Source organism: Sporomusa sp. KB1 (assembly GCF_007830295.1).
In the GTDB taxonomy this organism is placed as follows: Bacteria; Bacillota; Negativicutes; order Sporomusales; family Sporomusaceae; genus Sporomusa.
In genome coordinates this window covers 2,971,214-2,994,018 of the sequence record NZ_VLKC01000002.1, presented here as the reverse complement: position 1 = coordinate 2,994,018, position 22,805 = coordinate 2,971,214, and the positions used below count along the sequence as shown (strand labels likewise).

Below are 22,805 nucleotides of genomic sequence, written 5' to 3'. Positions count from 1 at the left end.
GCAGCCGCATAACTGCGGAACTGCCGGTTTTCATCACTAACCTTATTGCGCTAACTGTAAAACAGGGGCGTTGATTAAATAGGATAACTAAGCAGCGACGTTGCGGTTGCTTTAACCATGCAAGTAACGGTGTCGCCGGTGGCAAAAGCGGTTGTGTACGGAATAATCGCTTGTAATGAAGTACCTACTGCAAAATCGGCTGGAGTGTAGATTACTTCACCGGTAACGGTGTCCTTGGTAATAGTAGAAATTACTCCTTTGAGCAGATTTCCCGTTGGTATACTATAAGTCATTATGTGACCCTCCCTTCTGATTTACTTTTTATCAATGTAAGGAGCTGCTTACACTAATTGATATTCAATACATTCCTTTTTTTAAACCGGATTACTATTAATTTATTACTTTTTTGACTAAACCGCAGGTAAATCGGCTGTTAGCACTACCCCGAATGTAAATTCTGATACAGTTATAAAACCGGCATCCGCAGGAATGCAGATGCCGGTTTTATATGAAACCTTTACTTATTTAGATAACCAGATATCAACAGGATTGGCCATGCCATAAACAGTTTGACCAATCGAGAATTTGTCAGCAGACGTACGTGTAATCAGTGCTGTCCAGGCTGACGGAGTGGTAGTTGTGAGGAGATTGACTTTAGTCACAGTAGCATCTTGGACTACACTTGAAACCGTTGCTAGGAAATTATTTCTTGCGGTAGTTGTCATTAGGGTATTCCCTCCTTTCCTATGGAATCTTACACCGTAAGAGCTCCTTACACCCACTAACATTCCCGGCATGCTATTTTTTCAATGGGGTTTTGCAAAGAACGCTTGCAATTGTTGCTACCGGAAAAACGAACTTGCTTCCTCCACATAGTATGGTTGCTAACACTTCCATTATAACTATAACGGCTGCTTTAACATGGACTTTAGTTATTGTTTCACACACTGTTGCCCTTAAAGTTTAAACTCGCCAACTGTAAAGATAAATCGTTATGAAAGTATATTTGCCGGTTTAAACCATCTTTAATCAAGGAAGGTTTATAACTATCAATATATCTGAAGGAGGAACTTATGAAAATCTTATTCCATACAAATCAATTGTCGTTGCGCGGTACAGAGGTTGCGCTGTTTGATTACGCCCACTATAATGAGGAACTGTTGCATAATGAATCCATTATTGCCGTCAAACGCGCGGGGCCGCACCCGCATCATCCGCTGGTAGTGGAGAAATTCCAGCAGCGATTCCAGGTGTTTTATTATGATACACTGCCGCAGCTACAACAGTTGGCTAAGGACGAAAAAGCAGACATTTTTTATGCCCTGAAGTCAGGGGAAAATGACGGTCTATTGTTGCCAGGAATCAAAAACTGCGTCCACGCCGTATTTATACACTATGATCCGCATGGCGAGGTATATGCCTATATATCGGAATGGTTAAGCCAGACAATAACCGGCGGTGCAATTCCTTATGTGCCGCACATTGTCCATTTGCCGGATGTTGCCGGGAATTTGCGCCAGGAATTGAATATTCCTGAAAACGCAACTGTGTTTGGCCGTTACGGCGGCTGGGAGACGTTTGACATTCCTTTTGTCAAGGATTTGGTAGGCACAGTTGCCGCGAAAAATCCGGACATCTACTTTCTGTTTATGAACACGGAAAACTTTGGCAGCAAACTGAACAACATCATCTTTCTGGAAGGTGCGGCCGAACTGGATTACAAGGCAAAATTCATTAAAACCTGTGATGCTATGTTACATGCCCGCTGTCAGGGCGAAAGTTTTGGCTTGACTTGCGGCGAGTTTTCCATTTTCAATAAACCTGTCATAACCTGCAATGCCGATTTCATCCGGGAACGTTGTCATATCGATATTCTGGGAAGTAAAGGACTCTATTACGCCGACTATGAACAATTGGAGAACATACTAAGTAATTTTACTAAAGAGCCGCAAAAAAATTGGGATGCCTATTCACAGCAGTATAGCCCTGCGGCGGTTATGGCTAAATTCAAAAAAGTATTTATTGATGACTGATGGATTCTAGGAGGTGGTACTAATGAAAATTTACGATTGTTTTACTTATTTTAACGAGATTGAATTACTGGAACTGCGTCTTAATTTATTACACGATGTTGTTGATTATTTTGTGGTGGTGGAAGCCAATAAAACCCATAAGAATAACAAAAAAGCTTTTACTTTTGAAAAAAATACCGCATTGTTGCAAGACTATCTTGATAAAATCATTTATGTCAAAGTAGAGGACATGCCGGATTGCCCTAGTAATGAGTGGGAACTGGAAAACTACCAGCGTAATTGCATTACCCGGGGGTTAACAAGCAGCAGTCCGGAAGATCTGATATTGATATCTGATATCGATGAAATCCCCGCTCCTGCCGCCATAAAATTACTGACCGATAATAACAGTAGTGTAGAACTATGTACTGATGATTGCCGGCAAAACATCGAACAGCTCATAACAGTTCCTGAAAGCTTGCTTACCCAGTACGGCACGGGGTTATTGGATATAACGCCGCTCGCCTTAGAGCAAACCTTATACTACTATTTTGTCAATTGCCAATGCAAGGAGAAATGGCATGGCACGACAATAACCAAAGCGAAATATCTTGCCGTACCGCAGCTGTTTAGAAACTACCGCAATGTTTTCCCCCGGATTAGCAACGGCGGCTGGCATTTCTCTTATTTAGGCGGCATCGAAAGAATTCTGGAAAAATTAAATTCAATTGTCGAATCAACCGCCAATGCCTATTCGGCTGATCACATCAAACATTGCATCAGCAATGGAGTGGATCTGTACGGTCGTACAGGAAGAGCCTTTGAATTTGATTTTATTACGATTGATCAGACGCTTCCCCACAATATCCAAGCGATAATAGAAAAATATCCTTATCTGTGTTTTAGGGAAAACCTTAAAGAATCTATTGAATACCCCCAAGTGCCTATCGTGAAGTGAATAGGAAGGCGATTCTAAACAACAGGAGCATACTGCCGCTAAAGCGGCGCAGTATGCCCCTGTTGTTTCTTTTTATTGATAACAAAGATTTTTATAGAAAAATTCGAGGTCTATTATAAAATAAACAGAATTAACAGAATTAAACAGAACTAAACGTAGAAAATCGTTGACTACTGTTAAGTTATGTATTATATTGTATTTTAATGTGATATATACCAAATTAACCCTAATAATTAATCTATTTCCAATGATATTATCATTTACCAATACTCTTAATATTTACCAATGATATAGTCGAGAAGTATCCTAACTTATTCACAATCCGAAACTGGAAGGTGATAAATCCCAGTGAAAGGAGGTTTGTTATTGAGCCCTGCCGATCCCGTCCGGTTGATGGAAGGACAGTCTTCCGTCCGGACAAGCCAGAGCAGGACAATGGTGACACCAAAAGCAATGCGGAAAATAAGCGAGTGAGTCAGGACCGGCAGAAGGATCACCTCCTGCTGCCAGCCCTGCCACGCAAAAGGGAGAGGAGCTAATGAATAAAAGCAAGCTTGCAGTTATCGCGAGCTGCCTGCTGGTATATTCCGGGTTTATGCCGACAGCCAGCGCCGAAGAGGCCACCGGCGATGTGGATGTGGAAGAGGTAGTCGTAACCGCCGACAAAATCAAGGAACTGCCGCCAGCAAAGGTCACCGTGATTAACGCGGAGCAGATCCAAGCCCAGGGAGCGCGCAACGCGGCTGAGGCTTTGAAGGATGTGCCAGGGGTGACGGTAAGCAGCAATAGTGCGCAAGGCAAAGCCCTTGCCATGTTCCGCGGCAGTGACGCCGAAAACACGCGGGTCTTTGTCGATGGCGTGCCGCTCAGTTCGGTGGTCGACGGCAAGGTGGATTTGAGTACCATTGCGGCGGAAAATATTGAGAAAATCGAGGTGATCAAAGGGGCGGCACCGGTTATGTACGGCATAAACGCGCCCGGTGGGGTCATCCTTATCACCACCAAGAAAGCCAGCAGCACAAGCGGTTCGTCGGTGACTGTTACTACCGGCAGTCACCGGGATCAGAGCCTGGCTGCCTCTACTTCCGGCAGGATTGGCAGTCTCAGTTATTTATTGAATGTCAAGCGAGAGCGCACTGATGGCTACACCGCTCACTCCCAGGGTGACGAAAACCATTATAACGCCAAGTTCGACTTTGATTTAAACCGTTTTTCTTCCCTGACGATCTTGAGTTCGTATACGGTCAAGCGCAATCAAATCCCCAACCGTATTGACCCGGAAACCGGCGAGATTATTGCCATAAAAAATTCAACTGGTCCAACGCAGTCAGGTCTTTTTAGAAATGGACACGACTTTGAGTATATGCCGTGGCGAAGCAAGTATCTCGCCGCGATCTATGATCGGAAGCTTAGTGATAACAACAATCTGAGCCTGAAATTGTACCGCACTAATGAATATTCTATTCTCAAAGGGTACGGCACATATGGGAATTGGGAAACTGCGCACAGTACCTGGATTTACGAGAAATCGGACGGCTGGGTAGACGGCCTGGAATTACAAGATACGATCAAAACCGGCCAGGATAACACCATTATCTGGGGCTTTAACCATGAATCAAGGTCCCATAAGGAATGGACTAATGAAGTAGTTACTACTACAACAGATAGTCAGGGTAACAAGACCTATACCCAGTCAAATGCCACTTCCACTTACAGGTATACCAACCGAAGCCTTTATTTGCAGGATAACCTCAATCTTGGCCCAAAACTGGCAGTCAGTTTTGGGATCAGACACGAGCAACTAAACGCTAATGGAGACACTCATCACTATGGCGATGCAGAGAAGCAGTATTTTTCAGATAAAGACAGCCCCACTAAGCCGGAAGCCAGTTTTAGCTATGCGATGACTAATCGAACAACGTTGCATGGCTCTTTCAGTGAAACCTACCGTTATCCCAATGTCACCGAAGCTCTGCACCCCGGCGGAGTTTATGGTGCGTTTGGCACTCAGTATTGGCTGGATGCAAACCCGATTACCGGCGAACCTTATCCTTACTACTATCCTTGGGATAGAATTTTATCAGAAGAATGGTATCTATGGCCTGACGGAACTTGGCATCAAACAACTACCAGTGACCATCTATTGCCGGAAGAAGCCATTAACCGGGAGATTGGACTGACACACACCTTTCCTTTCGGCCTGAAGCTGGACTGTACTTATTTCAGAAAAAACATTACCAATATGATCAAAGGACAGGAAAATCTGGATGATGCCGGTAACCAAGGCGATCTACTCTATTACAACATCCCCTACGTCCAAATGCATGGCTTTGAGATCGAAGGCAGCTACCCCATCGGCAAACAGGTCAAAGGATTCCTTAGTTATTCCTACACCAATGCCTGGGACCCTGCTGCCTGGCGCCAGGTTTCTGATATTCCTTATCGCAAATATTCCTTTGGCTTTATCTATACCGGCAAAAACGGTCTTAATGCCTATTTGTCACTGAATTATCTTGGCTCCTACTACTCGGTATACTCCACCGGCAACGGCAATGGCAGCGGCGACTTTAGAACGGCAACAACCTGGACAGTACCGGCGCACCGTACGGTGGATATGAAAGTCAGCAAAGAGATCGCCAACAGAGAGTACTATATCAAAGCCACCAATCTGCTTGATAAGAAGTTTTACCAGGGAGCTTACCTGCTGGCCCCCGGCCGGTATATAGAGGTCGGCCAAACGTTGAAATTTTGACCGGTTTTAAGCATCTAGCTGTAAATAATCCACAAAGGGGGCCGGTTGCAGTAAAAATAACAATAAGGAGCAATGATTGATGAGAAAGATTAACTATCTAAAATCAGCGGTTATTACTTTTGTTTTTCTTTTAGCTTCGTCTGCCGCCGTCCCGGTTTCCGCCAGTTACGCAGCAGGCGACAATGCCAGTTCCGGGTTGTGGGATAACACCGCCATTGGCGAGAATGCCAGCACTAGCCTTTGGCAGGGAACCGCTATTGGTACTTCGACAACCAGCGCTGTATGGGCTGCGGCTGTAGGCTATAAGGCTAACAGCGAAAGTACTACAACAGCGTTGGGCTCTTCCGCTGCTGCCTTGGGTAATTTTGATGTAGCTATCGGTAATAATTCCTCCACCACCTATAAGGATGTCACAATTGGCGCATCAGCTTCCACTTCCGGGAGCGAAAGTGTTACTATAGGAGCGGGCACCAACACAGTCTGGTCGGATACTACTTTGCTTGGGAAAGATGCCGAGACCACTGGGAGTCTCAGCGCTGTCGCTGGCACCGGGGCGCAAGCTGCGTATAGAAGCACCGCTTACGGGTACGGCGCTGCAGCTACTGCTACGCAAAGCACGGCCATCGGAACCGGAGCTAGTGCCAACGCCACCAACAGCGTGGCGCTGGGCGCAGGATCTGTTGCTGACCGGACCAACACCGTATCGGTCGGTTCGTCCGGAAATGAACGTCAGCTTACCAATGTCGCTGACGGTATTGAAAGCACTGATGTAATAACTGTGCGGCAACTGAATCAATTCGGCCAAAAGCTCGACAAGGTGGGCGCCATGTCAGCGGCAATCAGCGGCCTGAGGCCGATGCCGCATGACCCCAAAGCGCCCCTCCAACTGCTCGCCGGCGGCGGCAACTACAATGGCCGCTGGGCGGCAGCCGTTGGGGTGGGTTTTTATGCCCACGAAAAGTTCCTGTTGAAATTAGGCATGGCCTTCTGCGCCAGTGAAAAAATGGGACAGCTGGGACTGGAATGGAAATGGGGACGTGCCAGTAAAAAAGCAACGGCTGCCACAGGCGGTGACACCACGGTAACAGCGCTGCAGGCAACAGCCCGCCAACTGCAGGCCCAACTTAAACAACAGCAAAACCAAAACCAAAAGCAGCAAGACCAACAGCAAGACCAGATCAAACAACTGCAAGACCAAATTAAACGACTGCTGAATACGCAAGCAAATCCGAGTTGAAAATATAGCTTTCACTAATTTCGGTAAAGCGGACTGGTTGTAATAAAAAATAACAACAGGAGGCAATGTTTGATGAACAAGGGTGACTATTTAAAATCAATGGTGATTACTTTGACTTTTCTCGTAATTTCGTCTGCCGCAGTCCCGGTTTCTGCCAGTGATTACATCGCCGGAGACGGCGCCACAAGTAACGGCTACGACAGCAGCACAGCCACAGACGTAGGCAACACAACCGTAGGCGAGAATGCCAGCACCGGATCTAAAGAATCAACCGCTGTCGGTTCTTCGGCCACAGCCGGCGCTTCTGCGGTAGCTATCGGTTATAAGGCTAGCGCCGCTGACGGGGCTACTGCACTAGGCTATACCGCTACTGCCAGTGGTAGTGAATCTGTGGCTATCGGCTATAGCGCCACGGCCAGTGGTAGTCAAGCTATCGCAATTGGCGGCAATTCCTCTGCCTCCGGCGCTGGTTCTATTGCTATAGGGCTATCTGCCTCAGCCACAGGAGACGGGAGTATTGCTGTCGGGCAAAGTGCTACTGCCACCGGGACTAACAGTACTACCATGGGCTACGCTTCGAGCGCCAGCGGCGTTAGCAGCAGCGCTTTCGGAAATATGGCTAATGCTAGTGTTGATTACAGCACAGCCATTGGGGCGGGAGCTGCTGCCTCTGGCACCAACAGTGTTGCTCTGGGATACGGTTCCCAGGCTACCCGGGCCAACACCGTATCGGTCGGTTCGGCTGGAAATGAACGGCAGATCACCAATGTCGCCGACGGTACCGAGGACACCGACGCGGTAAATGTGCGGCAATTGGAGCGAGTTGACCAGCGGCTCAATAAGGTGGGCGCCCTGGCGGCGGCAATCAGCGGCCTAACGCCAATGCCTTATGACCCCAAAGCGCCCCTCCAACTGCTCGCCAGCAGCGGCGGTTACCACAATAAGCGCGCAGTAGCCTTAGGGGCGAGTTACTATCCCAGCGAATCGTTGATGCTGAATCTTGGTATGGCCACCTGCGGCAGCGAAAAAATGGGACGGCTGGGAGTTGCCTGGAAACTGAAGTATTCCGGCAAAACAGCAGCGGCAGCCGCTGAGGATAACAGCAGTGTTACGGCTCTGCAAGTAACAATCCTGCAGCTGCAAGACCAGGTTAAACAACAGCAGGATCAAACCCAAAAGCAGCAAGACCAACAGCAAGAGCAAATTAAACAACTGCAAGAGCAGCTTCAACAGCTGTTGAAGGCTAAGAACAGCAAATAAGCCGGCAAGCGTCCTAATTACATTGGATAATGCAATGTATTTGTGACCAACTCGGTTTACCAGCTCTAAAATTACAGAGCCCGCTAGTATTTCATAGCCGGCTCTGTATTCCGGGTTGTGACAGAAACTAGGCAAGCTCGCTTCGGACAGCGCCATGGAAGGAGAAATATACTTGAAACGCTTGGTAGTTTGTATGATAAGTATGTTTTTATTTTGCAATGCAATGGTGGCCTTTGCGGCTAATCAAAGCACCGACAGTCAGGACCTGACAATAACGAAAATGACTAAAATTATTGCAGAAGATCCTAGGGATGCGGTGGCTTATTTAAGACGCGGTGAAGCCTATTTATTTAACCAGCAAAAAGAGTTGGCCATTACCGATTTAAATAAAGCGATTGAACTTAATCCCAAGTATGCAGCCGCTTACTTGGATCGCGGCTGGATTTATCTAAAGCAAGAACAATATGCTTTGGCCATTGGGGATTTTGATGCCGCAATCAAAATCGACCCCAAATATGCCAAGCCTTATTTTAACAAAGGTCAGGCCTATGAAGAGCAGCGCTTATATCAAAAGGCAATTGATACCTACCGCAGTTTTATTGCCAATGCCGCACCGCAAGATATCCAATTTGTTGAAAATGCCAGAAATAGCATTCGGATATTAGGCGGCACTATATAAGATAGGAGGGAAACTCTCATGAACAAGAAAATTGTAACGCTTATTGCCGCTACTATGCTTACTGCCAGTACTGCTTTTGCTGCCCCCATTACTGATTTACAGGACGGGCAGAGTGTTGTCGGCTATAACTATTACTACCTGGATCACCTGGATCCCTACTCCCAAAAGGATCACTCTTTCTACCTGGAGCACGCACTAACACCTAAAGTAGTCCTGGGTTTTGAAGTAAATATGTTACCAGCAAGCTTTCCTGATGGTGACATGTTTGACGCCTATATCCAGTATAGATTGGATAAAACCATTCGCTTGATTGCCGGCAATAGAAATTACACGGAAGGTACTGACAGGCTTTTTTGCGGCATTGGCGCCAATGTCAAGCTGACTCGCAAACTTGATGGTTATCTCTCTGCAACCCACAGCGACTATGCCAATGAATGGCAGGCAGGCGTGCAGTATAACCTGGATTACCAGACTTCACTCCATGTTGGTTACAAATCCTACAAGCAAGACGATCTGTCTGCTCTTAAAGGTGTCGGTATTGGCTTCAGTCACAAGTTCTAAGCGGGGGCGTGTTGAAATGTAAAGTTTCAGCACGCCTCCTTCATTTTTATCCAGAGGAAAAGGTTAACTTTCCCTGGATTGAACGCCTAAGACTTTTCTTATTTGCCATTCATAGCAGGGAGAGGCGGAAGACGATTGACAAATACATCGGAAAATTTCGTTACAAATTGATTTTATATAAAATTTATGGAAAAAAATATAAATTTATCTAAAATTTAGCAGGAATATTGATTTTGATATAGAAACATACAGTATTACCTGATAATAAACGATATAAAACAAACAAAAACATCAATTCATATTCATTACATATCTGTTATTGATGAAATAATTAGTTTTGTATCAGTTATCATGTAAAATATGGAGCCAAAATAATCTAAAGAGGGTGAACAATTTTGACAACTTTTAGAAAAAGAATGTATGGTCTCGAAAATTATACCGCAAAAATGTCGTTGACGGGATTTGCCAAACCCCTGATACATCATGGGGTAGCCAACAAGACAAATGGGAGTTTGAGACGTTTCCCCGTCAAACAAAAGGTACGCCTGCAGTTAACAACTACCAGGTGGGTCGCCTTACGCCTATCAAGAGATTCTGGGCTCTTACCATTTTGACATATCCCAGATGCACGCTAAAGTTCCATTGTTAACGGATACATTTATATATAGTAAAATAAAATCGGAACAGGTGTTCCGAAATTTAATTAAAAGGAGTTGCAGTTGATCATGTTTGAGCAACTTCCGGCGCATCATCTTATTGCTGCCATAATACCATGTTACAGCGCTGAAGGTGATAGCACCGTTATTCTAACTACCGAGGGGGAACGCATAACAACTGGAGTGCGTATACCAACAATCCTCCGCCGGTTGGCCTCCTATCAAGCAATCGACCTTAGCTCATTGAAAAGAATCATAACCGACGCCACTCACCAATCTATTATGCAGCCTCTCCCAATTACACCACGCCTTGTCCTCTTCCCGGTAAAAACCCGCAAACCGCGCGTAGCAGGCGATATCAGTACTGGTTATATAAACTTACATGCTATCACCGGCACCACTAAAAATCAACCATCAGGCACCCTAATAAATCTGTCCGGCGGCGCCAACGTACCCATAATTTGGTCACTTACGACAGTTAGACGACATATGCTTTTGGCTCGCCTGGCAACTGCCCAAGCGCCAATTACCACTCCCAGACCCTTTCGGAGAAACGCTGTTTTTGATGTGGACGACGACCTTTCACCAATTGCACACAAACTAGCAGAGGTTATTCATGAACTTCTCCTAATGACTGTATCATAACCCCCATGTCTGAGACTATTTTTAATTTTTCAGGTGAATACTACTCATTTGAGTATTGGGGAAATTCAAGATACTTTCATATTTCGAACTCAAAGGATTTTATATAAAAAACAAAGCCGTTTCCTTGAATACAAGGAAGCGGCTCTGCTTTTGGGAGGAAATTGATGTGACATACTCCCCCCACCTAAGAGGCGGGGGCTTCTTGGGACGTACCAGCTAACGCTAGTTTAAATACATTCAGCCCTAGCTATCATTACTGATATGCTACCGACTGTAGTGTCCCTGCTTCCAGACGAAAAATCTCATCTGCTTGTGCTGCCAAACCTACATCGTGGGTAACAATAACCACTCCTATCCCACTCTGCCGCGCTTGCAACAGGCATTGGGCAACTTCCTTGGCTAAGGCCGGATCTAAATCATTGGTTGGTTCGTCAGCCAATAAAATAGAAGGTTTTAGTAAAAGTGCTCTTGCAAGCGAAATCCGGCGCAACTGGCCAAGGCTAAGTTCCTGTGGTTTATGGTACAGACGATGCGACAAACCAAATTGCTCCAGCAAAGCTTTTGCCTGCTGCTCCACATTTTCCCCGCTTCGAATAAACCAAGCCGGTGCCATAACGTTTTCCAAAGCAGTCAACGAATTAATTAATCTAGCTCTTTGGAAAACAAAGCTCAAATACTGCCCTCGCAGTTTAGCCATCCTATGGGCATCAAAACTATCAATCTCTTGACCATCTATCAATATTTGCCCTGAGGTCGGTTTCTGTAACAGCCCCATTATCGATAACAGGGTAGTTTTACCACCACCGGAATGTCCGACAATGGCTATCGCCGTTCCTCTGTTCAGAGTAAACCAAACATTTGATAAAATGACATCGCCGTCATAACTCTTGCCAATGTTTCTCAATTCCAGTAAGCTGCTCATAGTTCTCCTTCTTTCTGTGCGCACGTTGTGCGCTTCATATATATATATTTCACAGAAATCATCGCTCCTGCGTTGCGATGTAAGACAACCGACTAACCTCATGCGAAAGCCTCTGGGGGACAACAGCATGTCGGCAAAGTCAGGATTAGACAGCGCCTGCTGTCGAGTAGCCTGGCGAGTCAGGCCATATATGGTAAAGCCTTTGGGGCTGAATCCGGGTCTGTGGCCAAGGACGCTGCCGGACATACCGGTATTAATGGGTATCTCCAATATAAGAAAGATTGGAAATAAGCAGGCCCATTGACACACCTGTGGTAAGCAGGGTAACGACCAACTGGATACCTACGTATGGATCTATATGGAGCTGTCAAACGTGACCTGCCTAAGTACCCTTCGGTATATGGCAGAGAGCCCTAATAGTAGCCTAATGGCCTTCTGTAATGGAATGCATATGGTGAAGGGGGGCAGTATTCCAAGTTCCTATTTTGAAAGGAGTTGCTTTGAATGGAGCAATCGAAACTCATGCAGAAATTGGAAGGTTATCGTCGTCGAAACGCCGCCAATCATGAGTATGTCAACAGTGATCTATATCGACTATTTTATGATGAGGATTTGTACATCATTGCCTACAATTCCGTTAAATCTAATGATGGTGCGGAGACATCCGGCTCTGATGGCACTTCTTTGCACGGTTTTTGCCAAGAGTGGCTTACGGAACTGATTGCTGCCATGCGCACTGAGTCCTATCAGCCTCAGCCAAACAAAACCATGATGATACCAAAGAGTAACGGGAAAATGCGCAAGCTAAGTTTTCCCAACGGTAAGGACAAGCTTGTTCAGGAGGCCATCCGCATTATCTTAGAATGTATCTACGAGCCTACCTTTTCTGACCTCTCGCATGGATTCCGGCCAAAACATTCTACACAAAGTGCCATCGCCGAGGTAGAAACTTGGAACGGTACCATTTGGTTCCTTGAGGGCGACATTACCGCTTGTTTTGATGAAATCGACCATCGCACACTGGAGTCCATACTTCGAGAACGGATTAACGATGAACGCTTTATCCGCCTCATTAATAAAGTTCTCAAGGCCGGTTATTTCGATATGCAGCATAGTTATCACAGGAATAAAACCGGAAACGCTCAGGGCTCTTGCTGTAGCCCCATTCTCTGCAACATCTATCTTGATAAACTGGATCGATTTATGGAGTCCGTCATCAAGCGTGATACTCTGGGGGACTACCGCAGGCAAAATCCTCAATACGCCAAGGCTAGGTATCAGTACAAGAAAGCAGTCAACAATGGCTGCGATTCGAAGATAATTAATGCCTTGTTAAACGAAATGAACAACCTCCCATCTACAGACAGATATGACCCTCATTTTCGCAGGATAAAGTATGTGCGCTATGCGGATGATTTTCTGATTGGCCTGATTACCCCTAAAGCGTATGCAGTGAATTTAAAGCAACAACTCAAGGATTTCCTCCAAAACAAACTCTGTCTCCGGTTAAGCGACGAGAAAACTAAAATTACACATTCCGCTGATCATGACGTAGCTTTTCTGGGTTATATTATCCGCAAGGGCTATGGCAAACATAGTAAGTTTCAAATCCGCCCTTTTGATTCATCCCTCTGTGTCCATATGAATACAGAGGGTATCTTGAACAAACTGCGCCATAACGGTATGTGCACTGCAATTGGCTATCCTATCGGCATCACCCGGCTACTTCAAGAACTTCCGGAAGATATCATCAAATATGGTAACCAAGTTTTGCGAGGATTGCTAACTCAGCAGCGCGGTTGCTGCAATTTCTTTGAAGGCTGGCGTATCCAATACGTTGGGCAGTTTTCCATCGCTAAAACCCTAGCTCGCAAGTTTGACATCAGCCTCAAGAAAGTGTTTGCTCGCTATGGTAAGGCACTCACTGTGAATTATGAAAACGCCAAGGGTTACGCCCGTTCGGTCAGTTTGGCTCTGTACAAATCATTTGCACGACAAAAGAGTTTCTTTGCTACCATTAAGTCGGCTGTCGAATCTTTTCAACTACCTGCCTACAATTTGATAAATCCGCTTTCCCGGGCTTGCTACATTTGCGGCAATCCGCATCATCATGTCAGCATGTATCACAGGAAAACGAAAAAGAAACTCGTCAAGCCCTATTCACCGATTATCACCGTCATGCTTGCAATTAATCGGCGGCAGATACCGCTGTGCCGGGATTGCTTTGCCAGGGTTGATGCTAACAGCTTCCAACTCAATCAACTCAACCGACGATAATTTTATTTGGAATATGGAGAGCCGTATGCGGTGAAAGTCGCTTGTACGGTTCGGGAAGGGGTGGGTTACTTTGTTAATCCACCTATTTCATTAATCAAACTCGCCGTTACGCAAAACTTATAAAACCCCGTTAACTGTTGTTTGCCCCTCATTTAGGATTAGCTGTTGGTCCATACCGGGTATTTGTACCGATGAGAACATTGGGTTCCAGTACAGCCGAGCACTATAAACAATAATGACCCACATTAACAATATCCGACCGTACATTCCAATGCTCTTATTAAATAAACAAAAAGAGACTGCACCCCATGTTGGAGTCACAGCCTCTAGTTCTAAAACCAGTCAGCAATTATTTTAACCCGATTATATATTAGGATAGCACTATTGTCAATATACTATTGACATATCTATGTTTAACTTATGATACTGCTCTTCAATTAATCTTAGTGCGACAGCCCCTTGTTTTCAAGTTAGCTACTAGTAATATATTAGTTTACTATCTGCGCCTTCGCTTGTCAATATTCACTTATCCTATGCGACAGACCCGTGCAGATCGATTTCATCTGCAACCTTGCGCATCGCTAAAATAGTTTCTTCCATAACTTCTTCTAAACTCATGCCTAGCATATTTGCGCCTTCTTCAATTACCGCACGGTTAACCCCTGCCGCAAAACTGCTTTGCTTCCATTTTTTCTTGACAGACTTAACGGTAAGATCCAGCACACTTTTGCTGGGGCGCATAAGTGCAGTAGCCGAAATCAGGCCAGTCAGCTCATCAATGGTATATAGTACTTTCTCCATATTTGTAATTGGCTCTACTTCGTTGACCAATTTATAACCATGGCTTTCAATGGCCCGGATATATTCTTCCGGCAAGTTTCTTGGCTCAAGAATGGTTCTGGTTTTAAAGCAATGTTCATCAGGATACATTTCAAAATCAATATCATGAAGCAGCCCCACGATACCCCATTTTTCTTCGTCCTCATTAAACTTTTCCGCAAAATGCTGCATCACAGCTTCAACAGTCAAAGCATGCCTAATGAGGCTCTCGCTTTTAACATATTCCGATAAAAGCGAAAATGCGGTTTCTCTGTTAAAATTGGTATCACTCATTTTTCTGCCTTCTTTTCCGAATTAATTTTCTTTTCATTCTAGTATTTTTCTATTTCGATGTCAACAATAAAAAGGAACGATACTCCAGCTTGAGTATCCTTAACTCCCCCCTGTGCGAGGCAGTAATCGTTAGGGGGATACGAGGGGGACAGGTCAGATATGCCCTCCTCTATTTTTCAGGCAATCATTTAATTCATACCGGATATTAACCGCTCCTAGATAAGACTAGGGGACGGTGGTACCATCTTGATTTGAGTTAAGGACGACGCGAATAAGACACAACCACCGTCCTTAGTCTCCTACGGCAAATCAACATCAGATACTCATCTGAATATCATAACGATTAACATGCAAGCCCGACTCCTCGCCGTGAATCGTGTCAACGTAAATACCGCCATTGGCAAGAATTGTTTTATTGCTGCCAATGTTTATATCACGACAAATAATTCGTACTTTATCAAGCCCGAATGCTATTGCTTTCTGTAAGCCAAGCCGCAACTGCTCTTTTGCGTATCCTTTGCCGCGTTCGCTTGGACGAATTGAATAGCCGAAGTTCGAGGCAAATTCTATATCGTCATCATCGTATTCGAGCTTGTGACGAAACACAACGAAGCCGACAAGTCTGCTGTCGCTTTCACGGACGGTCATATGCCAAGTTAATTTGTCAGCCATACTTTCGCAAAATGCGAGCCAGTCAAGCACATTGTCGTAATTCTCAAGATAATCCGTACCGGGTATTCTGCTCGGGTCATAGGTGACCCTTTCGCGTTCAATAGGAAATTCCGCTCTATATTCCGCAATCTGCTTTGTGTACTCCACAGAGGGTTTAACTAATTTCAACATAACCATTCCTCGCAATCGTTCGCCAGGTAAGACTAGGGGACAGTGATACCATCTTGATTTGAGTTAAGGACAAGACGCGACTAAGGCACAACCACCGTCCCTTAGTCTCCTACAAGCCCGCGGTCACTTCTTTTCTGTACAGGTATAGATTTTTCACACGGTACTTTCGTCTGGCAAAGGCTGCAGCCGGTCTTTTCAACGCCATATTCCGCCCGCAATGCCATATATTGAGGGGAACGATTGTGCCGGTAACACAATTCATTGTTATACCCACGCGCTGTAATGGCGCCGCCGGAGCAGCGGCTGACACAGGCGCCGCAGCTGTCTGAATTATAATATAAGCAGTAGTCATACAGTCCGGTATAAGGTCTTTTGTCAGGTTCAAGCTCCCAATCGGTAATAACGCTAAACGTGCGATGGGCAATGCCCCGTTTGCTAATCAACGCCCCTGCCAGACTAAAGGTCCCCAGTCCGGCAGCATAAGCTGCGTGCCGTTCAGACCAATTGGTTGTATGTGCGTTGGAAGGAACCTGCAAGGTTTTCCATTTCAGGCTTAGTACCGGTGCGATGGCTCTGTGCCCTAACTGATTCATATAAGCAATAACTGAACTCCTTAACTCGGCGGCATATTGTCCGCCATAAGCGCTCAATTGCGCCCATTCCCGGGACGGAAAGCCGCTTTGCCCGCGGTTGCTTTGCAGCAGAACTTCACTGACCGGCAGAATAACACTGATTATCGTACCGGCAGATAATGCGCCGCTACCAAATTCCTCTTCAAAAAGTTCTTGCGGCGTAAGGTAAAATTCACCGATATCCTGTTTATATTTTAGGAATAATGGGTCATTAACGCTGGCAAAACCTACTAAGGGTTCATCAAAATACGCTAATAAGTCGTCGCCGGACCGCCAGCGGTTTGATGACAAAGACCCGGCAAGATCAATAATTTTGCGAACAATCTGTTCCTTCATTAATAGCATCCCCCTTTTCTTTCTGTAGCGCAAATTACATTCCGTCTCATAACCAAACAAAGAAAATAAGAAGGCAAAGGTTCTGTTTCGCAGTGCCTTTGCCTTCAGTACTTTACTGATCAGCTACAATGTTAATAAAGCTATTGTCAATCTGTGGATATATTAATAATTGTATTTTACTTGGACATCATTGTATTGTCAATAACTAACAATTAGGTCATGTGTTTGCTCGCGTCACCAGGGCGTGTTCATCAAACATCCAAAAATTATATTAGCGGGTCTTCTCTTCCGCGAATTCTATTGCCTAACTTTTTTCTTATTAGTGTGTAATCTTCAGCCAATCTAAACTTTTCAAATTCCTATCATCAACCTTAATGTAATCAGCATCCAAATAACCGGCAAATCTTTTAAAACAATGGAGTATTTCCGAGCACATTTTATCTGATTGATATACGCCAGGCTCCCACCACCAATTTTTGATAATCAGAGCTCCACTTTGTTTGTCTCTGCCAGGTTCAAACCGGGCTACAAAATGCTCGCCATATAAAACCGGCAGCACATAATAGCCATAATTCCGTTCACTAACTGGCTTGTAAACTTCCCATCGATAATCAAAATTGAATAATTCCTTTACCAGTTGTCGATCCCACAGCAAATTATCCAAGGGTGCAAGTACAGAAGCACGGTTCGATGAATCTTCCTGCTGCAAAATATTGTCCAACCAAGGCTTATCCATGCTTCTCATGTACAGCACAGGTTTTATACCTTCCACCTGTACTGCAATCACTTTTCCCTGTTTGAGTAGTCGCGCCAATGCTTCATTGCGCTCCCTGCTTTTGATTCCCGAAATCCCAAGCCATGCATCACCGGACTTGTTCCATAATAGTCCAATACTCCCAATACGCCTAAAAACATACCAGTCGTGATATTGCTCTTCGGTCTCATTCGGATCAGGTGCCTGAAGCAATTCTGCCGGAAGATGGCGGCTGGCTAGATCATATATTTTGCGGGTGTGGGACTTATGATGAATAATCAATTCCCCCCGGAAGTACATACTCTCTAATGCCGCCCGTGATAATCTTGTTGGCGCCCAGGGCCAATCCACTGTCTGATTATAATCCAGGTCATTAGAAGACAAAGGTCCGCGTTCCTCGATTTCTTTGCGCACCTGAGGCAGCACGGATATCAGTTGGGAATTGTTATGACGGCTATGCTGCGCTTTTTCCCTGTTACGTAAAAAATATGGCCAGTCCTCTGTACAGTAGATAGACATGTTCTTGTCCCAGCCGTCTAATAGCTTGCGATCCTTATACAGTAGTTCCTGCAGCACTGCAGGCCTAAAGTCACTAATACGCGCCTGCAGTGCCAACTCCTGGTTATGGCCGACTATGTTCAACGGATCAAACTGAATACAGCCAACACGGCGAATATAACTGAGTATACCGGACTTGCCCGCGAGCTCATAAGGAGGCCATAAACCTTGATGAGCAAGAATAAACCGGCAGGCTTGCTGCTTAGTAATTGTTAGATTTTCCGATTTATTCTCATCCACAATACCATCTCCCAATGCCTTCACTATTCAGCAATCTTGTCCGCATCATCCACATGCAATGCTTGCAACGATACCTTATCACCCCGCATAGTAGTCATCACTTGTAGCCTCCATCTTACTCTTTCCTACTATTATGCCGAAAACAAACTGACCATTCTTCTAACTCTTGCCTTCCGGAAAGCCAGCCTCGATCCATGTAAGAAACTCCTCCACCGAGCTAAAAACCAGTTCTGGGTTCATGGCCTTAACCTGCTGCGTGCTGGCCGTATTCCCCCAAACAGCGCCAATTGCAGCCGTCCCCACCGCCTGCGCTGCTTGGATATCATACGCGGTATCTCCGATATACGCAACGTCCTCGGGTCTATAGTGCCATAGGTCAATCACCTTCTTTATGTGAGCCGGTTTATCCGCGCCATGTTCCGAGCCGGTTTGCACCACCTCGAAAAACTTGCCCAAGCCCGAATGCCGCAGGGAGATCGCCATCGTGCCGGCCCCTTTGCCGGAAACAATGGCCAGCCGGACATTCCGTTCTTTTAGCAGCGCTAAAGCGGCTTCCACTCCGGGAAAGGGCTTGGCATATTCCGTATGGGCGCTATCGTAAGCCGCCAAATAATATTGCAGGCTTTCCTCCCACTGATTAGGCAGCAGTTTTTTCAGCACCCCCTCTTCACTTGGTCCAAACAATGCGTGTATCTCGGTATCCGAGTATTCACGGCCAAGAAACTTCCGCAAAGTGCTGCGAAAACCGCTATAGCACACCGGCAGTGAATTAAGCAGCGTACCGTCCAGGTCAAAGATTATCCCGCGAATTTTCATTTGTTTCTCTCCTCGCAAACGTCTTTTATTCATAGCCTTATGATAAATCCGGTTTTATCGCCGCGCATAAATCCCGCTTTTTCGTAAGATGCTGTCAAGTAGAGACTAAGAGATAGTTTGCTTATAAACATAATATTGAATCTATCTCAAACCAGTGTTCCGTCAGCCAAAGCATTTCATCTTTGAAACGCTTTGGGATTTTATCGCATTCACCGAAAAAATTCGGCTGTATCCACCACGGTGTTTCAATACACCATGAAAGCCGCAAAGCGTCCGCTATATTATGCAAAGTCAACGCTGAATGCTGTGTATAGCCTTCAAGGAAAGCATATATCTTTCGAATGCTTATTGTATTGCCTTCCAAAGCAAAAGACAGTATGGCCCTTCCTATGTCATGCCAAATATAACTGTAGCAATTACGGTCGAAATCAATGACGGCAGATACGCAATCCGCATCAAATAGGATATTACCGGGTTGAAAATCCTCATGGGCAAATCCTTTGGGAAACTTATCAAAAAATTCGGGTCTAAGTTGCTTCAAAATTGGCTCCTGCGCAAGCAAGGCTTTTCGGTATTCAACGTGAGCTTCCGGCGAACAGTTCGTCATACGGGAGTTAAAGTTTTCCCATAATAAGTCTATCGTATAACCACCAAAAACGGGTAGGCTTTCAACCGAATGCATCGGCAATTGTGAAAATGCCCTGTGCATTACAGCACAGGTGCTACCGAGACTACGCATTTGCATTATTGTAATTGTGTCGGAGGTTTCTGTCTTTCCTGAGTGAAAATCCATGACCATATAGGCTGTTTCGTCATCCAGCCAACGAATCACACGGCCTTCGCGCTGCCAAAGAAACGGGCAGGGAACTCCCCTTTTTTTAAGAATAATCTGACGATGCAACGAGGATTCGATCCAGTCAATTTGCTCTCTTCGAAACCGCTTAGTGCTGTATTGTTTGACCAATAGTTCACCTTTGTCAGTGGTAATCTTCCATTTCAGATTCATCAATCCACCTGTTACCGGAGTAATCTCATTGGAAGTTATCGCATAACTTTTTTTCAAATCAGCTATAATTTTATCTTCCATGCACTAACCTCCTGAACAAAATACATATTAGCAGTACGGAACGCAGATAAGCAAACTACTCTGCCTTGGATAATACCAACGGAATCGTTCAATGTCAATCCAACGTTTTAGTCCTAACCGAACACCAGCCCCACCTTATCATAGAAGCGCAATGTACTTTCCTCTTTGCTGCTCGTCATCAGCATTACCTTATAACAGTTTTTTTCTTTGGCTATTTCATTAGCCTTTCTTAAAATCGCAGTTGCGTATCCTTTGTTTTGATAATCCTGATGAGTCACTACGTTTTCTATAAGGGCGTAAGGCCTGGCTCCCCTTGTCAAATTTTTTATGATATTCAAAACACATGTCGAAACAATTGTATTATCTTCCTCAATGACTAAACAAAAGTGGTTGGGATCATCTAAAATTTCCTTTCACAATTGTGTAAGCTGTTTATCAATAGGCAGTTCTGGATCATCCGGATTTAAATATTTATATAGATTTAGCAGTTGTTCGAATTCATTAAAGCGAACTTCCCTTACTTCTTTAAGCATCTTCAATCCTCATTTCCACAGAAATAAAATACAAAGGCTGCATTCCGCAACTTCGGAATGCAGCCTCTAGTAATTGACTAGTCAGTTGCTCATAGTTCTAATCAAATTCTATGCCATATGGAAATATTCATCAATACTTTCTTCCATTAGAAGTTTTTCTTAATTACCAATATCCAAATTTCAAAGCGATAGTCCGGGTTGGTAATATCCCCCCTTTTTTCAAACCACTATGATTTAACGGTTCTGCCGCAATCATAGTGGAATTTTTTAGCCTGATAACTGAATAATTTTAGTGCATCAATAAACTTGGCTGGCTGTTGTTCGCTCCCGTTGAAGCCAAAAGTAAGCAATGAGCCGGCGCCTTTCGGCAAATACTTCTCCGCCAAGGTCCGATAAGGACTGTGCTCCGCACGCGGATGCTTGACCCAGGCAACACCGCGATGCTTTTCCAAGATACAGAACCGTTGGGCAAACGGGGATAGCTTGGCAATTATACTAGCGTTAGCTGGTACGTCCCAAGAAGCCCCCACCTCTTAGGTGGGGGGAGTATGTCACGCGCTGGCACCTACCGTAGTTGTATAAATTTTTTCCAGTAATGTAAGCGCACCACGATAGCCGATGTAGGCTCTGGATATAACGACTTCATACGAGGCAGGAAAACCTACTTCCACAATGGCACCTTTCAATTCTTTGGCAAGATCACGTTCCCACGTGGTACCAAAGATAATAGGTGGCTTGTGACCAAATTTAGTCTGACGGATAATCTGGTGAATAAGATAACTGTCATCCTCAAACTCAACATCAGTCGAAACATCTTTAGCAATCGTTTGATACTGCTGACGAATCGCCTCCCGGTATTCCTCCGGCGGATTTTCCGTAATAATTTGTTTGCCTGGAATAATGCCTAACTGATTAACCAAAAACTTAGTCAACGCAAGATTGTAGGCACTGTCACCAACAACAGCAAACTTGGCTGGCAGTCCCCACCAATATTCCGCATAAAAGTCGGCGAAACTCTCTAAATAATTGTAATAACTTCTTTCTTCCTGCGCAATAAACCGTTCGGCTTGCGCAGTATCAAGACCGGAAAATCCTACTACTTTTCGGAGAAAGGCGCTTGTCTCTTGAGCCCCAATAGGAATTACTGGAATGTGCAGAAACGGCTGACCATATTTTTCCTCTAAATGCTGAGCGGTCTGAAGCCCCAACCAAGGTGAAAGCACTAAATTAAACTGCGCCTTAGGGATATTTTTCCACTCGGAAATTCCTTCGGATTCATAGCCGAAAAGGATATTAACCTTAAGCCCTACCCCTTCAAGAATTCTCTTGATTTCCGTAAGATCGCCGCGCCAAAATGTATTGTGGTACGGCAGCAGCGACCAGACATTGACAGTGCCTTTCTCTTGAGTACCGTTATAGTCCCCGACATACTGATCAATAATCGCCTGCGTAACCAGTTCATGTCCGATAAAGTTATTGCCTTTAAAACCGCCAGTCTCGGCAAACACAATGGGAACGCCTTGTTGTTGAAATTCACTGACTACCGAACCTACATCGTCCCCTACTAAATCGGATATACAGCCTGTCAAAACCACAAACAAGTCAGCATCCAACACGTTAAGCGAGGCAGCGATGAGTTCTCGCAACCGCTCAGCTCCGCCAAAAATAACTTCTTTTTCCGTCGCATTGGTACTTGGCACAACAGCACCGCCGCCATAACCGCCCCCCTGAAAGCCATTGTAAAAAGCCAGATTCATAAACTGCTTATCTACGCAGCCGGGACCGCAATGGGTAATCGGAATGACTCCAGGAATAGCCGCTGCACTGTGCAGGGCTGCAATCGAGCAGCCATAACGGATTTGCTGTATCGAATTAGTTTTTTGCACAATTGGAAAGGTTTTTGCCTTAGTATTGTTTATTTCTGTATTAGCCAT

At 45.1% G+C, this 22,805-nt stretch carries 22 protein-coding genes; 10 read left to right on the top strand and 12 right to left on the bottom strand.

Annotated features, from left to right (window positions below; genetic code table 11):
* Positions 1-74: 74 nt before the first annotated feature.
* Both SALPA_RS17525 and SALPA_RS17520 read right to left on the bottom strand, forming a co-directional pair.
* A complete protein-coding gene (locus SALPA_RS17525) occupies positions 75-293 on the bottom strand; it encodes a hypothetical protein (RefSeq protein WP_145096859.1) in 219 nt (72 codons plus the stop codon).
* 228 nt (positions 294-521) lie between these two features.
* On the bottom strand, positions 522-725 hold the full coding sequence (locus SALPA_RS17520; RefSeq protein ID WP_145096856.1) for a TOBE domain-containing protein: 204 nt from the start codon (positions 723-725) through the stop codon (positions 522-524).
* Between the two features lie 348 nt (positions 726-1,073).
* Between SALPA_RS17520 and SALPA_RS17515 the strand changes: the two genes are divergently transcribed.
* The 8 genes from SALPA_RS17515 to SALPA_RS17480 all read left to right on the top strand — a co-directional run bounded on the left by SALPA_RS17515 (position 1,074) and on the right by SALPA_RS17480 (position 10,760).
* The gene (locus SALPA_RS17515) at positions 1,074-2,033 is read left to right on the top strand and encodes a glycosyltransferase (protein ID WP_145096853.1); all 960 of its coding nucleotides are present in this window, start codon (positions 1,074-1,076) and stop codon (positions 2,031-2,033) included.
* 22 nt (positions 2,034-2,055) lie between these two features.
* Positions 2,056-2,970 (top strand): hypothetical protein, encoded by a 915-nt coding sequence (locus tag SALPA_RS17510; protein WP_145096850.1) that lies wholly within the window; start codon positions 2,056-2,058, stop codon positions 2,968-2,970.
* Between the two features lie 538 nt (positions 2,971-3,508).
* Entirely contained in the window at positions 3,509-5,722 is a 2,214-nt protein-coding gene (locus tag SALPA_RS17505; RefSeq protein ID WP_145096847.1) for a TonB-dependent receptor, read from the top strand.
* Between the two features lie 79 nt (positions 5,723-5,801).
* Positions 5,802-6,959: a YadA-like family protein gene (locus SALPA_RS32450; protein WP_145096844.1), complete on the top strand. Its 1,158-nt coding sequence runs from the start codon at positions 5,802-5,804 to the stop codon at positions 6,957-6,959.
* Between the two features lie 72 nt (positions 6,960-7,031).
* A complete protein-coding gene (locus SALPA_RS17495; protein WP_145096841.1) occupies positions 7,032-8,219 on the top strand; it encodes a YadA-like family protein in 1,188 nt (395 codons plus the stop codon).
* Positions 8,220-8,391: 172 nt separating this feature from the next.
* On the top strand, positions 8,392-8,898 hold the full coding sequence (locus SALPA_RS17490) for a tetratricopeptide repeat protein (RefSeq protein WP_186451111.1): 507 nt from the start codon (positions 8,392-8,394) through the stop codon (positions 8,896-8,898).
* 18 nt (positions 8,899-8,916) lie between these two features.
* On the top strand, positions 8,917-9,459 hold the full coding sequence (locus SALPA_RS17485) for a hypothetical protein (RefSeq protein WP_145096834.1): 543 nt from the start codon (positions 8,917-8,919) through the stop codon (positions 9,457-9,459).
* A 725-nt stretch (positions 9,460-10,184) separates the two neighbouring features.
* Entirely contained in the window at positions 10,185-10,760 is a 576-nt protein-coding gene (locus SALPA_RS17480) for a hypothetical protein (RefSeq protein WP_145096831.1), read from the top strand.
* 253 nt (positions 10,761-11,013) lie between these two features.
* On the opposite strand, the gene SALPA_RS17475 is transcribed toward SALPA_RS17480, so the two are convergent.
* Positions 11,014-11,682: an ABC transporter ATP-binding protein gene (locus SALPA_RS17475; protein ID WP_145096828.1), complete on the bottom strand. Its 669-nt coding sequence runs from the start codon at positions 11,680-11,682 to the stop codon at positions 11,014-11,016.
* A 127-nt stretch (positions 11,683-11,809) separates the two neighbouring features.
* On the opposite strand from SALPA_RS17475, the gene SALPA_RS29110 reads away from it, so the two are divergent.
* Together SALPA_RS29110 and SALPA_RS17470 are read left to right on the top strand one after the other, a co-directional pair.
* Entirely contained in the window at positions 11,810-11,986 is a 177-nt protein-coding gene (locus SALPA_RS29110; protein ID WP_186451110.1) for a hypothetical protein, read from the top strand.
* A gap of 200 nt (positions 11,987-12,186) precedes the next feature.
* Positions 12,187-13,959 carry a reverse transcriptase/maturase family protein gene (locus tag SALPA_RS17470; protein ID WP_145096825.1) on the top strand — a complete coding sequence of 591 codons (1,773 nt, stop codon included), beginning with the start codon at positions 12,187-12,189 and terminating at the stop codon, positions 13,957-13,959.
* A gap of 531 nt (positions 13,960-14,490) precedes the next feature.
* Here the strand turns inward: SALPA_RS17470 and SALPA_RS17465 are convergent.
* The 9 genes from SALPA_RS17465 to SALPA_RS17425 form a co-directional block, all read right to left on the bottom strand.
* Entirely contained in the window at positions 14,491-15,072 is a 582-nt protein-coding gene (locus tag SALPA_RS17465) for an HD domain-containing protein (protein ID WP_145096822.1), read from the bottom strand.
* A gap of 315 nt (positions 15,073-15,387) precedes the next feature.
* A complete protein-coding gene (locus SALPA_RS17460; protein ID WP_186451109.1) occupies positions 15,388-15,915 on the bottom strand; it encodes a GNAT family N-acetyltransferase in 528 nt (175 codons plus the stop codon).
* 101 nt (positions 15,916-16,016) lie between these two features.
* Positions 16,017-16,883: an epoxyqueuosine reductase gene (locus SALPA_RS17455; protein ID WP_145096817.1), complete on the bottom strand. Its 867-nt coding sequence runs from the start codon at positions 16,881-16,883 to the stop codon at positions 16,017-16,019.
* 319 nt (positions 16,884-17,202) lie between these two features.
* Complete coding sequence (locus tag SALPA_RS17450; RefSeq protein ID WP_145096814.1) at positions 17,203-18,435, bottom strand: winged helix-turn-helix domain-containing protein; 1,233 nt, start codon at positions 18,433-18,435, stop codon at positions 17,203-17,205.
* 159 nt (positions 18,436-18,594) lie between these two features.
* Positions 18,595-19,284 (bottom strand): HAD family hydrolase, encoded by a 690-nt coding sequence (locus tag SALPA_RS17445; RefSeq protein WP_222428031.1) that lies wholly within the window; start codon positions 19,282-19,284, stop codon positions 18,595-18,597.
* 88 nt (positions 19,285-19,372) lie between these two features.
* A complete protein-coding gene (locus SALPA_RS17440) occupies positions 19,373-20,338 on the bottom strand; it encodes a phosphotransferase (protein ID WP_145096809.1) in 966 nt (321 codons plus the stop codon).
* A 113-nt stretch (positions 20,339-20,451) separates the two neighbouring features.
* Entirely contained in the window at positions 20,452-20,745 is a 294-nt protein-coding gene (locus tag SALPA_RS17435) for a GNAT family N-acetyltransferase (RefSeq protein ID WP_222428187.1), read from the bottom strand.
* A 353-nt stretch (positions 20,746-21,098) separates the two neighbouring features.
* Complete coding sequence (locus SALPA_RS17430; RefSeq protein WP_145096806.1) at positions 21,099-21,401, bottom strand: PLP-dependent transferase; 303 nt, start codon at positions 21,399-21,401, stop codon at positions 21,099-21,101.
* 21 nt (positions 21,402-21,422) lie between these two features.
* Positions 21,423-22,805 carry a nitrogenase component 1 gene (locus SALPA_RS17425; protein WP_145096803.1) on the bottom strand — a complete coding sequence of 461 codons (1,383 nt, stop codon included), beginning with the start codon at positions 22,803-22,805 and terminating at the stop codon, positions 21,423-21,425.

Coding starts and splice junctions, on each gene's coding strand:
- SALPA_RS17445 (WP_222428031.1), bottom strand. CDS start 19,284: ATGAATAAAAGACGTTTGCGAGGAGAGAAACAAATGAAAATTCGCGGG.
- SALPA_RS17465 (WP_145096822.1), bottom strand. CDS start 15,072: ATGAGTGATACCAATTTTAACAGAGAAACCGCATTTTCGCTTTTATCG.
- SALPA_RS17505 (WP_145096847.1), top strand. CDS start 3,509: ATGAATAAAAGCAAGCTTGCAGTTATCGCGAGCTGCCTGCTGGTATAT.
- SALPA_RS29110 (WP_186451110.1), top strand. CDS start 11,810: ATGTCGGCAAAGTCAGGATTAGACAGCGCCTGCTGTCGAGTAGCCTGG.
- SALPA_RS17485 (WP_145096834.1), top strand. CDS start 8,917: ATGAACAAGAAAATTGTAACGCTTATTGCCGCTACTATGCTTACTGCC.
- SALPA_RS17525 (WP_145096859.1), bottom strand. CDS start 293: ATGACTTATAGTATACCAACGGGAAATCTGCTCAAAGGAGTAATTTCT.
- SALPA_RS17480 (WP_145096831.1), top strand. CDS start 10,185: ATGTTTGAGCAACTTCCGGCGCATCATCTTATTGCTGCCATAATACCA.
- SALPA_RS17475 (WP_145096828.1), bottom strand. CDS start 11,682: ATGAGCAGCTTACTGGAATTGAGAAACATTGGCAAGAGTTATGACGGC.
- SALPA_RS17495 (WP_145096841.1), top strand. CDS start 7,032: ATGAACAAGGGTGACTATTTAAAATCAATGGTGATTACTTTGACTTTT.
- SALPA_RS17520 (WP_145096856.1), bottom strand. CDS start 725: ATGACAACTACCGCAAGAAATAATTTCCTAGCAACGGTTTCAAGTGTA.
- SALPA_RS17440 (WP_145096809.1), bottom strand. CDS start 20,338: ATGGAAGATAAAATTATAGCTGATTTGAAAAAAAGTTATGCGATAACT.
- SALPA_RS32450 (WP_145096844.1), top strand. CDS start 5,802: ATGAGAAAGATTAACTATCTAAAATCAGCGGTTATTACTTTTGTTTTT.
- SALPA_RS17510 (WP_145096850.1), top strand. CDS start 2,056: ATGAAAATTTACGATTGTTTTACTTATTTTAACGAGATTGAATTACTG.
- SALPA_RS17455 (WP_145096817.1), bottom strand. CDS start 16,883: ATGAAGGAACAGATTGTTCGCAAAATTATTGATCTTGCCGGGTCTTTG.
- SALPA_RS17425 (WP_145096803.1), bottom strand. CDS start 22,805: ATGGCTAATACAGAAATAAACAATACTAAGGCAAAAACCTTTCCAATT.
- SALPA_RS17515 (WP_145096853.1), top strand. CDS start 1,074: ATGAAAATCTTATTCCATACAAATCAATTGTCGTTGCGCGGTACAGAG.
- SALPA_RS17460 (WP_186451109.1), bottom strand. CDS start 15,915: ATGTTGAAATTAGTTAAACCCTCTGTGGAGTACACAAAGCAGATTGCG.
- SALPA_RS17470 (WP_145096825.1), top strand. CDS start 12,187: ATGGAGCAATCGAAACTCATGCAGAAATTGGAAGGTTATCGTCGTCGA.